Annotated in this window: 11 protein-coding genes and 1 pseudogene; 3 read left to right on the forward strand and 9 right to left on the reverse strand. The window is 51.0% G+C overall.

Going from position 1 to position 13,204, the window contains the following annotated elements; genetic code table 11:
- Positions 1–34 precede the first annotated feature (34 nt).
- Positions 35–874 (forward strand): YqcI/YcgG family protein, encoded by an 840-nt coding sequence (locus CGZ75_RS12760; protein ID WP_089524710.1) that lies wholly within the window; start codon positions 35–37, stop codon positions 872–874.
- A gap of 653 nt (positions 875–1,527) precedes the next feature.
- Here the strand turns inward: CGZ75_RS12760 and CGZ75_RS12765 are convergent.
- The 4 genes from CGZ75_RS12765 to CGZ75_RS12780 all read right to left on the reverse strand — a co-directional run bounded on the left by CGZ75_RS12765 (position 1,528) and on the right by CGZ75_RS12780 (position 5,370).
- On the reverse strand, positions 1,528–2,901 hold the full coding sequence (locus CGZ75_RS12765; protein WP_089524711.1) for an amino acid permease: 1,374 nt from the start codon (positions 2,899–2,901) through the stop codon (positions 1,528–1,530).
- Positions 2,902–3,019: 118 nt separating this feature from the next.
- Positions 3,020–3,841, reverse strand: a complete 822-nt coding sequence (locus tag CGZ75_RS12770) for an AAC(3) family N-acetyltransferase (RefSeq protein WP_245850842.1) — start codon at positions 3,839–3,841, stop codon at positions 3,020–3,022.
- Positions 3,842–3,923: 82 nt separating this feature from the next.
- Positions 3,924–4,568 carry a DUF2087 domain-containing protein gene (locus CGZ75_RS12775; protein ID WP_089524713.1) on the reverse strand — a complete coding sequence of 215 codons (645 nt, stop codon included), beginning with the start codon at positions 4,566–4,568 and terminating at the stop codon, positions 3,924–3,926.
- A 349-nt stretch (positions 4,569–4,917) separates the two neighbouring features.
- Positions 4,918–5,370, reverse strand: coding sequence for an Rrf2 family transcriptional regulator (locus tag CGZ75_RS12780; RefSeq protein ID WP_089524714.1), 453 nt, complete (start codon positions 5,368–5,370; stop codon positions 4,918–4,920).
- A gap of 114 nt (positions 5,371–5,484) precedes the next feature.
- On the opposite strand from CGZ75_RS12780, the gene CGZ75_RS12785 reads away from it, so the two are divergent.
- Positions 5,485–6,381 carry an AraC family transcriptional regulator gene (locus CGZ75_RS12785; protein WP_245850843.1) on the forward strand — a complete coding sequence of 299 codons (897 nt, stop codon included), beginning with the start codon at positions 5,485–5,487 and terminating at the stop codon, positions 6,379–6,381.
- A 129-nt stretch (positions 6,382–6,510) separates the two neighbouring features.
- Positions 6,511–7,149, forward strand: coding sequence for an HAD family hydrolase (locus CGZ75_RS12790; RefSeq protein WP_089524715.1), 639 nt, complete (start codon positions 6,511–6,513; stop codon positions 7,147–7,149).
- 101 nt (positions 7,150–7,250) lie between these two features.
- Here the strand turns inward: CGZ75_RS12790 and CGZ75_RS12795 are convergent, their stop codons facing one another.
- From CGZ75_RS12795 to CGZ75_RS12810, 5 genes and pseudogenes are all read right to left on the reverse strand, one after another.
- Positions 7,251–8,336 carry a glycosyltransferase family 4 protein gene (locus CGZ75_RS12795; RefSeq protein ID WP_089524716.1) on the reverse strand — a complete coding sequence of 362 codons (1,086 nt, stop codon included), beginning with the start codon at positions 8,334–8,336 and terminating at the stop codon, positions 7,251–7,253.
- Positions 8,337–8,467: 131 nt separating this feature from the next.
- Entirely contained in the window at positions 8,468–9,166 is a 699-nt protein-coding gene (locus CGZ75_RS12800) for a polymer-forming cytoskeletal protein (protein WP_089524717.1), read from the reverse strand.
- A gap of 258 nt (positions 9,167–9,424) precedes the next feature.
- A pseudogene (locus CGZ75_RS26345) lies at positions 9,425–9,673 on the reverse strand (response regulator); the annotation flags it as partial.
- A gap of 34 nt (positions 9,674–9,707) precedes the next feature.
- Positions 9,708–10,634, reverse strand: a complete 927-nt coding sequence (locus tag CGZ75_RS12805) for a hypothetical protein (protein WP_141136752.1) — start codon at positions 10,632–10,634, stop codon at positions 9,708–9,710.
- 155 nt (positions 10,635–10,789) lie between these two features.
- A complete protein-coding gene (locus tag CGZ75_RS12810; RefSeq protein WP_245850925.1) occupies positions 10,790–13,189 on the reverse strand; it encodes a PEP/pyruvate-binding domain-containing protein in 2,400 nt (799 codons plus the stop codon).
- Between the last annotated feature and the right edge of the window lie 15 nt (positions 13,190–13,204).

Raw genomic sequence — 13,204 nt, forward strand, 5'->3', positions numbered from 1 at the left:
GATGGCTCGACGGATGAAGAAGGAGCATGGACGAATGGCAATGCTTTATGACAAACGAGCAATCGACGAGCTTGGCAGCAAGCTTGAGCCGTGGCAGCAGACTGCCTGGCGCGATTTTGGCTCCATCATCGCGGATGATGCCAATACCTACCCCTGCGTGCCTGGACGCCAGGGGTATTTGACCGGCAGCTTGCGTTATGGATTCGCTGCCGATCCCCGCAGTCCGCAAGCTGCCCGCGACCTGGCGTCTCTTCTTGAGCAGTACGGGCCAATCGCGCGCAGCACCGGAAAATATGCTTCGCTGGCTGTATTTTTCCATACCCCGGAAAGACACGCTACACCCGAGCAGTATGAAGCCTGGTTCTGGCAGTTGCTCAGCCGCGTTTCCTTGCATGATAAACAGCCATGGCCAGCAGATATTCCCCGCGATCCGAGCCATCATGAGTGGGAGTTCTGCTACGGGGGCGAGCCGTACTTCGCCTTCTGCGCTACACCCGCTCACCGGCTTCGCCGCAGCCGCTCCTTTCCCTGCTTCCTGGCGGCCTTTCAGCCTCGCTGGGTGTTCAAGGAGATCAATGATTCCACTCCTTTCGGGAGAAATATGAAGAAAATTATCCGACAGCGCCTAGCCGATTACGACGATGTCCCGGCCCATCCGTCCCTGAAATGGTATGGCCAGCAGGACAATCAGGAATGGCAACAGTATTTTCTTCGGGACGACAACAGCTCACTGGAGCGATGCCCTTTCCTTAGCGGTAAACTAGTGCTTCCGCCCCATGAGTCGACTGGCTTGCCGAGGGAGCATAAGGAGGAGCCGATCATTCGCGTCAGCAGCGTGGAGAGTGTAATCACTGTTAAAAAAGTTACTACTTAGGAGGATGACCAGATCCCGTTTGACAACAACAAAACGAAGCGAGACTCGCGTTTGGTGAAGGTCAAACAGAAGGTTCCCGGGAGTTTTCGAACGACGGAAAGAGCCCGGCAATTCACTCGAAGCGCAGTCTGGTTTCGACGATCATGAAGCAGTAGCTGGAGCTGCTCCCTTCGCTTGTCTCAGCCTTGTCAGGGCAACTACGGCTTAGATAGGCCTGAGTCGTACTACCAAATCAATCTCGTATTGATATGGTCATGCACAATTTGTATGATTTTTCACTCAACATGCATTCGGGTCGTGCTCATATTTTGGATATTGTATGATAAATCATTCAAAATGGCTGGACATAGGCGACGAAAGATGGGCTTTGTATGTTTTATCACACAAAGTGTTGAAAAGAGGCGGCTATAAACCGAATTTTATACGATAAATCGTACAAAAAAAGTTGCGTTGCCCACGAAAGCCGAGTTCAAACCCTATTCCATTCAAATCGAGAGGAGAAGCACGCCCCGATGATCCTGCACAGCGCAGGATTATTCGGACATTTTCATTTACCTATATAGGTACCTAAGTAGTTACTAAAAAAGAACGACAGACGGACGGAGCAGGGAAGCCGTGAGAAATAACATGAAAAGGAGGAGAAGCCGTATGTATCAGACGGCCCCTCCTCCTTGTCTACCTTGTCCTCGGCTGGAGCTTTTGGTCACGGCTCCGGCAAGCTGCGGCTTTGCCGCCTTCCAGCGCCGGCTCATGAATGCCGTGACAGCGGCGACGACAGCCGCAATGGCCAAGCTGACCCAGAAGCCAGGTCGTCCCGACGGCTCTGCAAGTGCTCCAGCGACCGCAGCTCCCATGAGCAGAATAGCTCCCCAGGCTTTTATTTGCCCCCATACTCCAGGCCGCTCAAGCTTTAGGTAGGAGAGCGTAATCACCATCCATACATAGAGCAGCACGATTCCACCGGCGGTAGCCAGATGCTCGAACAGGCTGCGAGGCATAAGCAGCGCCAGAATGACTGAGATAGCCATCCCTCCGGCGTTCACAAGCAGAGCGGGGAGCGGCAGCTTTTTCTGGCCAATCGTCTTGCCTGTCCATACCGGTGCATCGCCTTCCTCGGCGAGCGTCACCAGCATCGTAGAGACACCGTAGAGAGAGGCGACCAGGATGCTGAAGCCCGCTATAATAAGCACCCCATTCAGCGCATGCACAAGAACATTCAAACCAAGCTGCTCTAGAACAAGAATGAACGGACTGATCTCCGGCTTGATTTCTGCTGCCGGGACAAGCAGCATGGCAAGTCCAATGGAGCCGATGTACAGCACGGTGATTAAAATCAGCATAATCGCACCAGCCTTAGGGGCTTCCTCGGGCTTTCTCAGTCCCGCCGCCATGAAGCCCATCACTTCGATGCCACTGAAGGCATAGAAGGCATAGAGAAGCCCTTTCCAGGCGCCGAGCCAACCGGGTGCAGCCGCTTCAGCCATGCCGGACGGCGCCTCGTCAGGGATTGCCGTGCCGCGTAGCAATAAAAACGCCACTATGGCGATGAACATTATAACCGCCGCGATTTTGACGATTGCGAAGAGATTTTCCGCTTTGTTGATGCCGCTTGAACCGAGCACGACGACGAGCAGTGCCAGGACGGCATACCCAGCCGCGAATACCCACAGCGGAACACCGGGCAGCCACACTTGTGAGAACAGCCCCAGCGCAGTCAGTGTGCCGCCCAGAATGAGCAACTCGGAAAACCAATAGATCCAGCCTGTGCCGAAACCTGCCCAGCGGCCGAAAGCCTGCTGAGCGTAGGTGCGGAAGGACCCTTTGTCCGGGTTGCTGGCAGTCATTCGCGCCAGTGCACCGTAGACGATATAGGTCGAAACGGCGACCAGCAGGAACAACGGCAGCACAAGCCAGCCGCTTTTTCGCACAGCGATGCCGGAACCGAGAAAAAAAGCGGTGCCTATCGTACAGCCTGCCCCAAAAAGCGATAGTTGCCACCACGGCAAATTGCCGGAGCTTCCCCTCATGTCCTCATCCCCTGTCCGGGGTAGGTTGGCTTATTATAGGAGGAAATATCCGCAAAAAAGCCGAAGCTGTCGACTCGACCGATGGAGTCTCGCCCTCGCATCGGTCCATCTATAAGCTTTACTGCGGTTCCGTTTCGCTGCTTCTTGCCGTCATTCTCTCGATGGAAAAATCGACCAGTTCGCGCTGCGGTAGCAGTTTCGCCAGACAATCCCCGATGCGCCCGCTCCGGACGTCAGGATACATCTGCTCAAATGCCTCACCAATCTCGTTAAAATCGCTATCGTCATATTCAAATTCCTCGAATTCCACCCACTGGCGGACTCCATCGACAAGCATAGGCGCACCTTGCCGAACCAGGTGTTTACCCGGCCAAGAGGCGCGATTCTCGGCCAGATGAAGTGATGTATTACTCCTATGATCGACACCGAGCAGCAGCACATAACCGCCATGCTCGTAGATCCGGGCAAGCGGCGACTGATCGCCCAGTCCGAAATCCAGCGCATGCTCCCGCAAAATCGTTTCGGCAAGCGGGCCGCGGGCTGTGAAGCTCGTTTGCGGGTGATTGCTGCGTAACGTGCCGTCCTGGCAGCGGAAGCTTTCGGCAATCACTCCCATGCCCCGCGTCGCGGTTAAATCAGTCCGGTAAGGGGGCATCTCGGCACGAATGATCGGCCACCATGCTTCAGGCACCGGCGGGCGGCACCAATGGGACGGCTCTGACAGTTCGCCCGTTTGCGCTGGCATGACCAGCGTTCCTTGAGGTCCGATCGCTTCCTCCAGCGCCTCGATAACAGCTTGGCTTTTTCCAGGGATCCAGCGGTTGAACGATTTCATCGAGGAATGAACCAGCAACGTCATCCCCTCACGAACCCCAACGTCCTGCAGCCCCTTTACGATGTCGGCCCGTGTCAGCGGCCATTCTTGGTCATAAATACTCACAGCAAGTAGCTCCCTCCCCATGCTACTAGCTTATCAGACTGCTCGCGGAGCAGCAGGGTAGAAAACGGTTTTAGCCATTCGGTCAGGACAGCTGTGTCCAGCGTGGCCACATCTCGACCGGATTGAGCTCGTAGACTTCTTTTTGACGGAACATGAACTGCTGCATGATGAACTCCCGCCGCAGCGTCGCGAAATCCGGATGGAACTGCACAATGAATTCGTTGATCTCTTTCTCGGGATAGGCCCGGCCTGGCTCCAGCTTCTGCGCCAAATGCTCCAGCACAACGAGCTTCTTCTTGAACTGCGCCGGAATGCTCTTCAGCCTGCCCTCTTTGTCGATGAAACTGCGCAGAACGCTTGCCCTGAACTTCTCCTTGGCCGCTTCCTGCTCCAGTGCTTGGAGCTTCTGCCCTTCCTCGTCCATCTCCTGTCCCCCCTTGTCTGAATGACTATGCCGCCTGGAAATAAGTTCCTCCGCCGCGCCAGCTCCTGCGTGCAGTAAATAGTTGTTCAGGGAAAAATAGATCGTATTTTTATCCCGGCGTTCCTGGATCAAACCGGCCTCGCGCAGCTTGGTCGCATGATGGGTAATCGTTGCTGGCGTGAGCGACAATCGCTCGGCCAGCGTCATCCCGTTCAGCTCACCGTCCGCCAACAGGATCAGCATGCGGACTCTCGTCGCATCCGCCAGCGCTTTGTGATAGGCAACAACCTTTTCCAGTTGCATGCTCCTTCAACTCCTTAGCCATTTATCTAATTAGATATTATTTAAATTTGATTGGTTTGTCAATGGATGTTGAATGCACCAAGCAGGTCAGTTAGGCCGCTCTGGCCAAGGTGCTTTCATACATCTTCACGCGCCGCGATGGCGGCAATCGCAGGTTATATTGCGGCATTAGGTTTGCCGGAGAGGTGACCACGCCAAAAACGGGCATCCCGCAAACTAACCGTGGCCGGGATGCCCGTTCTTAATCCACCTTATCCTTGTCCTCTACCCTACACTGCTCAATGACGTTGGCGGTTGGACCGATAATCAGCCCCACACCTGTCATTAACAGATCTTTTCAAGCGTTCTCTCAGCCATTGGCTCCGTGCCAGCACTCCTTGTCGGCGGCAGTGATTTTGCCGGACATGTCCGCGATCGTAACCGCCGCAAGCCGGTCCTCCAGAGCTGCTTGAGCGGCGCGCATCTCCACTTGCAGGTCGGACTCGATCCCCCTGCCTACCGGACAGGCTGGATTCGGATGCTCATGAAAGCTGAACAGCCCTTCCGTAGCGGCCGACTCCACGGCGCGATAGACGTCCAGCAACGTCACTTCCGCAGCACTGCGGAGCAGCGTAGATCCGCCGACTCCTGCTCTCACTTCTATTAGACCGGCCTTTTTCAACATCCCAAGCAACTTGCGGATGATGACCGGATTGGTGTTGACGCTCCCAGCGAGAAAATCCCCTGTACAGGCTTGCGGAGAGACCGCAATCAGCGTCAACATATGAACAGCAACAGAAAAACGGCTGCTGATCTGCTTCATCGGTTAGCCCCCTTTTTGATTGTAGCCATCTTAGTGTTAATGCGGGACAAAGTCAATCCTTCCCGAGATGCGCCAGCAATGCTTGCAGAAGATGCGCAACAGCGGCTAGGCTCAATGAAAGAGGTTTGCGTTATTCTGATCGAAGAGAGGTTGTGGGGCATGGAATGGGCTAAAAAAATGAATGCTGCGCTGGATTATTTAGAAAGCAACTTGACCGGCGAAATTTCATACGCCGAAGCGGCGGCAAGAGCAGACTGTCCCGCTTACCACTTTCAACGGATGTTTTCTTATTTGGCTGGATTTCCGCTGTCCGACTATATTCGCAGGCGCAAGCTTACATTGGCGGCAGCAGATTTGCAAGTCGGTGGGAGCAAGGTAATCGACATTGCTTTGAAATACGGCTATGAATCTCCGGAGGCTTTTACCCGAGCTTTCGGCCAGCTACATGGCTTGGCACCTGCTGAAGCCCGGAAACCTGGCGCAAGGCTCATTGCATGCCCTCGCTTGACCTTTCAATTCGAGCCTCTGGGAGGACTGAATATGAACTACCGCTTGGAGAAGCTGCCTCCATTTCGCACAATCGGCATGAGCGCAAGAGTGCAGACGAATACTGCATTCGAAGAGGTCCCGATATTATGGGGCAAAGCTGCAGAGCAAGGAGCTTTCGCTCGGTTCATTGAACTGGGCGAACCAGGGGGACCACCGGGCATCCTCGGCATCTGTGCCGGTGGAAGCTGGGGACAGGGGGAGGCTTTTGATTATATCCTGGGGACGGTATCGAGACAGCCCGCTCCGGGTGGCTGGACAGACATCGATTTCCCCGAGTCGCTCTGGGCAGTCTTTGAGGCAGAAGGTCATCCGGAAAAGCTACAAGAGATCTGGTCCCGGTTCTACCGGGAATGGCTGCCTGCCGCTGGTTATGAGCTCGCTGACTTGCCTGCAATCGAAGCTTATTTGCACCCGGAGGAGAATCGCAATGAGCTGTGGATTCCGGTCATCAGCCGGGCATAAGGAATATGCGTCTCTTAAAACTAGCGATGCTAGACCGGTCATTACGTCAGGTTCCCCCCGTTGAAAGAACCTTAGGAGTATAATAGAGACAGCTACAGGTTTCTATTTCATGTTTAGGGGGAAACAAAAGTGAAAGCTTTTCTGTTTGATATGGACGGAGTCATCATCGACAGCGAGCCGCTGCACTTCGATGTAGACATCGAGACAGTCGCCGGACTAGGCGCAGTCATTGACCAGCATGGATTGGAGCCATATGTCGGCATAACCAATCCTGAGATGTGGAAGGCGCTGCGGGAGCAGTTCGGCTTCAAGCCCTCTGTTGCAGAGATTATCGAGCTGCAAATGAATCGCAAGCTCGCGGTGCTTGGAGCGAGCGCATATGAGCCCATAGACGGCATTCGTGAACTCATTGATACTCTTAAGGAGCAAGGCATTCCAATGGCCGTTGCTTCCTCCTCTCCTCGCGTGTTTATTGAGGGGGTGCTGAACAAGTTCGGCCTGCTGGAAGAGTTCGGCTGTATCGTCAGCGGTGAGGAAGTACCTCAGGGCAAACCGGCTCCAGACGTATACCTGGAGGCGGCTCGTCAACTTGGCGCTGCTCCTGATACCTGTGTCGTGCTGGAGGATTCGCGCAATGGATTGCGTGCCGCCAAGGCAGCCGGGATGCGGGCCATCGGCTTCCGTAATCCTAATTCAGGGAATCAAGACTTATCGGAGGCCGATTGGATCGTCGAGCGAATCCGTGAGATCCGCCTCGATGAGCTGTAAGCGATAAGTCCTCGTTCCTCTTCAAACAAAAGGTCCTAAGAGCAGATTACCTGCCTTTAGGACCGTTTTGTTTCGCTGTGCAATTTTATTTTGCAACTGGCTCAAACCGACTTAGGAACAATCTGCATAATCCCCTGGAGCATCGAATGGAAGTGCCCCACATACACCGCAGTCGAGAAATGGTCCCGGATGTGCTGCTCTCCGCGAATGCGGATTTGCTCGCGGTATACCACATCCTGCATGAGCTGGTAAGCGCCCTTCGCAGCCTCTTCGATGTTGCCGCGCGGATAAAACTTGCCCGTCTTGTCGGGAATGATGAAACGCTTCACGCCACCTGAATTTGTTGATAACACCGGACAGCGGCATAACATCGCCTCCGCCACCGCGTATCCAAAACCCTCGCGGATCGAAGTGGACAACAACAGGCCGCCCGAATCTCCGATAATGCTGAGATAGTCAGCCATCTGCGAATGGGGGACGTTGGAGCGGACCGTCAAGCGCCCGGCGAGAGGGGATGTTTGCATCCAATGCTCAAAATCAAGCTGCTCCTGCGGCTCGCATAGATCAGCATCCACGAACATCCACAGTTCCATTTTCGGAAATGCAGGTCCCAACCACTCGGCAATAGCCAGAAATTCGCGCCAGTTCTTGTTCTTCTCGATTCGTCCAATCCAACCGAGAATCTGCTGAGGAACGATTGGGAAGCGCGAATAACCGAAGCTTTCTGTGTCCAAGGGATCGTCAAAGCAGAAATGCGGCATCTCTGGAAAAGTGCTCTGCATTAGCTGTTCCAGATGCTTCGTCACGGGATAAAGAAATCCATCTGCACAGGAACGCAACGTACTTCCAAAATCATGCAGGAAAATCCGCGCCATTTCCGGTGTGCCGAGTCCCTGTACCTCGAAAATAATACGTCCGCGGTAACCACTCATCCGGATGTGTTCGAGCAGGAGGACATAGGAGCAGACGATTATAACATCATACTTCTCACGGTGGATCAACTTGGTAATATCGGCGAAGCTCTGCGATACAAGAACGGTGATGCCAGATATATTTTGCAGCCCTCCGCCTCCATTGGTATACAGCAGATGGCATTGCAAGCCGCTCGCCGTTAGTGCGCGAGCGCGGATTCGATTAAGAGTCTCCATCCCGCCGCTTGGCGTTGAAAAGATGAGCAGAATCTTCATATTAGTTCACCGCAGTCGCGGTCACAGCAAGCATATGGGCGCATGAAGGCGCACCTCCGGCGGCTAGATTTGTTCCAGCGTATGCTTGCCCCTTTCGGCCCGTGTGGATTCACGCCTGTTCCCATGCAAGCTCATACCCGCCGTTGCTCGCGCACAACCGCTCCCCTATGCACATCTAGTTCGCCGCTGTATTCCACGAGGCCGACTTCGCAGCCATCTCCAATCACAACCCGTGCGCCGCGTACAATGCCAGCCGTCGTGCGCTCCATGTAAATATCATCGCCCTTAATGGTCTGCGCAGACAATCTATTCTCAGTCGAAATCGGCAGCAGCTTATGCCACATCGATCGGCTCCAGTCGCTCTCGCCAACAACCTCGATCCGGCTCGCTGTAAGTTCTCGGATGATGCTCTTCCCTTCAAGCTTCAGGCGCAGCTCTCCCGTGCTCAGTACATCAAGCTTCAGCTTGCCTTCGCAGATCAGGCGCTCCGACTTGCAACTACCATGAACTTTCAGTCCGCCGTTAACTTTAATCTCCCGGGCCAAGATGGACTCTTCTACACTCAGCTTGCCATTAACTAAGCAGAGCTCCGTTACGAGCTGTCCCGCCACTCCTGCCATGCCATTGATATCGATAGTTTCCGCCTTGATGGAGCCCTTGAAATCAGCCGTCCCATTCACAACCAAGCTCTCGCTGTCGAGGTCCTCACGTACCGATGCAACCCCATCAATTTTCGTCTTGCGAGCCAAGCCGCCTTTCAGAACCCCGATACCGCTAAGCTGCCTATCCTTCCGTTCCTTGTGCTGAGTTCCACCCGTCCTGTGCTCCATATTTGTCTCCTCCTTCGGTTTGGCTGTCGCTTAACGCCTCGTTCCATACTTGATGGAAAAAGATTACCACAAGCCTGACGCTTCAGGCATCGGACGCAGGACGGAGAAGCTCCTACAGCGGGGGACTATATAAAACACCCGAACTTGCATGTTAACCAATCAACATCCCCATAAGAGATAGGGCAACCGAGCTTTGTCCCCTCGTTTAATTCAGACTAAATCTCGATCTCATGATTTCAAACGATACCCCGCACCGTGTTTCCCATTTCTGGCGGACAAGAAAATAATCGAACAAGTTGAAATCGTACTAATTTGACGACATCAATAGAACTCGTCAAAACTAGGTAGGTTTATATTGAGCAAAATCAGATAAGGTTTAATTTCGACAAAATAATCTAAAAAACGTTCAAAATCGTCAATGATAATTGCCTCATTCCCATACTTCTTAATGTAGGTCTGAAGCAGTGTATATGCAAAAAAACTCCCGGCAAAGGGAGCTTCCAGAATGACGAGCTTACACTTTTAGAATAACGAGCTTGGTTTAGAATAAAGAACTTACTTTGGCATAAGACAAAGTATTCTTGATATAAGAGGAGTCGCTATAATACTTGGCACCGGACTCAAAGCTGATGTACAGATTCCCCTTGATGATCTCCATTCCCTCGGACATATTGGGGATTTTGATCGTTTTTTTGTGCGCGGGCGATGTCTGCTTGGTGTAGATCATTAGATAACTCGGGTTGTTGCGCCCATACGACTGCGAGAATAATAGATGGTTATCCGTCACCGCCACTCCCTGCACCTTCGCCGGCGTTTTGTACGTGTTGATTGGACTGGTGGAAGGATTCTCGGAGCTGTTGAGGTTGTAACGGTATAGGAAGGACTGGTTCTTTTCGTCAAAACGACCTACATACAGGTCACCGTCCGCAACTGTCGCGTAAGAGGAAGCCTTGAGCTTGAAACCTTTGTTCAGCTTCAGGCGGCTTTTGTTGTTGGCACTGGCCAGATCACTGAGCTTGTAGCGGAGCATATTGTAATTGGAGTCCCTCGACGAGGTGGAGGAAGCGATCCACAGATAGGACTTGGAAACACCCATGCCCCCCACATGACCCTTGTGATAGATACCGCCGGATTTCTTCTCATCCTCCACATAAACGTTTTTGACGAATTTACCTGTCTTCGCGTCGACAACAGCGATGAGACTATTTTTTGCGAGAGTTGGCTGGTTCTTATTGTGATAAAAGTAAGAGATCAGAATCCAGTTTTTGTCCGGATAGTAGGTCAGCCCTTGTGGAACATAGTGCGTCGTGTTCAGGTTTGGAATTTTCGGCCCTTTTTTGAACAGATCATGATAGGTCAAAAAAGGAGTTATGGCTGCCGCTGCCTGCTGCGGCTGGGCCGTCAACATTGCTCCTAGCGAGATAGCCGCCGATAAGACTAGCAGCTTGAGCCTGCGCATCATAGACAAGGGTCGCACCTCCAAGATTATCTTGTTGTTCCCTATACTTATACAGTTCGGGAGCGAAGTAAACTTGGGAGGGCATGAATTTTCAGGGCTGCTTGGCCCGGGCTGGGCTTATCTTCGAGATTTTTTTTATATGCTCGTCCAGGATGGTGTCTCGCTCACCTACAAGGGAACGTTCGGCTACGCTCCCATCTTTGCATCTCCAGTTCTTTCAGTAATGACTCTGGCCATTGGTACGGATCTGTTCCATATAGCGCTAAAATCGCATACACCCAGCGATCTATGCCAAAAGCTACGCAACCCGAATGTAGAAAAAGGTTATTTTCATCGACTATGCGAAATTCTTTGCAAAGAGTATCTTTTACATTGTTAAATGACGCAATTGAAAAGGAGGATTCTTTTTGCTTGATATTCACAACCAACTCATATTTCATGTTAGACATCAATTGGTATTGCTGCTTAACCGCATCTTTAGGGAAATAAAACGGATCATGAGCGGTTTCGATTTTTCCTGAAAACCCTAGTCGCTTAAACATTTCCCATATATCTTCCATAATCAGATTCCTAATATATTCTACGTATTCGGGAGTGCCAACAAATACAATTTCCCGCATCTTAAATTCATTGAGGCGATGTTCTCCCAGTCTCCAGTAAGCCTCATGTCTAAAGCAGGTTCCTACGGAAGTGAGCAACAAAGGCTCATTCAAGGTAGAATTTTTCAATTCTTCATAACAATGAAAACACACTGCGGGAGAAAGCAAATAATTAGAAGTACGCAAATATTTATGATATTCGTCGTCATCCTTTACTTGCTCCAGAACAGCATTTTGGTGTGGAAATTCAGATACCGCATAAAGATTTTGCGGGAAGCTTTTAATATAAATATAGGCTTCTGTAGGAATAATATTGATTTCATGAATTGAGTCAAACAACTCGTCCAGTCTATCGGACTCAATTCTTCGACACCGGCCTCGGCCAATGCCATTGGACACCACGCTTCCACTGTTCGTTAACAAATCATTGTGTTCTTTGGACAAATCAAAATACGTAAGCTGTCCGTTAAAAGCAGTCCATTCGACGCTGACATTACCCAAACTATCTTCCAAAACCTTTGTCATTTGTACAATTTGCCAGATTTCATCTTCAGTTACTTCACAAGGCACCGGAGTCTGGTACCATTTTTTGTTCCAACGCAATAATCTCATATCAAACTCATATTTGTAAGGAATAGAGTACACTTCTTGCAAAGCGATCTCTCCATCCAACGTAACCTCATACCGGGAAGGAATTTGTCCGTCCTTCCACATACCATTAAATCCACCGTTAATCGTTTCAATGATGATACGGTTTCCTATTTGTTTGGAATATCCAGACTTTTCAGGCTGCGGGAACTCGGATATGCATACAACCGTCAGGCTGTGGTCTTCGCCTATTGCTTGCAAACGCTCATACAGTTTGTCCGCTTCGCTCGGCATTCTGTAGTAGCCTTCGTCTATTCTTATTTCCAATAGTTCTGTCCTAATTCGTTGTTGCAAAGCCTGAACATCTGCCATCGTTAACTGTTGTTTTTCATAACAGAAGAAACCGATAGCTGACGGCCTGATCTGATTTCGTTTCAGAATAAGCCGCGCCCAATATTTTTTGTTCAGATGATGTTCAATAGTCGTTTTGCACGAAAAATGTTCATGAGTATGTAACAATACGTATACCTCTTCCTCTTCATACCATGCGGCATGTTTGGGAGATGCTACAGTTCTGTTTCGGGTAATCGGCCTGCACTGTGTAATGTAAAGCTGGCCTTCCCTGACTCCCCATTCCACATCTACGCTGCAACCCATAATACGCTCTAACTCAAGCAACAAATTGCGCAACTCGCAGAGTATTTCGGCACTCATTTTATCGTCTGCCGCCGGTTCTTTGTCCCGGTCGAGCAAATACGTATGGGGCTCTACCAGTCCGTCTACCAATAAGCTGCAATCTCCCTCAACCATCTCGACTCTTATGCCGCTTTTATTGTCACCGTCACGATACGAAGAGAATGCTATCCCTGAATGGTCAAAATGGATAAACTCCTGGATCAGCAAATGTATTTTTTTAGGATAGTCTCCTAACAAGGTCAAAACCTTATTGGAATAAGCGCTTAGCCAGCAGTCCTTTATTCCTCGCCACAAATCGTACCAAGTGCTTTGTACTGTACAACTTTCGTATATGCCCGCCATACTACTAGAATTTGTATCCTCATTATCTGCCGAACTTCTCACAATAAGCGTTGGAGACAGCTCTTCACAAACCTGAATTAACCAACGTTTAGTCCTATCATCGGGTACTAAGCTTTCAATGATCTCCCGCAAAGTCGAGGATCGATACAAAATAAGATCGCCTTGTGTAGCCCTAAAAAACTCCTCATATTGTCCGCTTGCTTCGATTCTCATCATGAGCATGTCAAAGGGGACAATAAACCCTCGTGGTATTGGGATACAATGAGCTGCAAGTTTATTCAGCGCATTTGCCTTGCCTCCCACATCGATTTCATACAGGCCATCCAGCCTCTTAATCATGCTTTTCACTGATTC

The organism is Paenibacillus herberti (assembly GCF_002233675.1).
GTDB classification, from domain to species: Bacteria; Bacillota; Bacilli; order Paenibacillales; family Paenibacillaceae; genus Paenibacillus_O; species Paenibacillus_O herberti.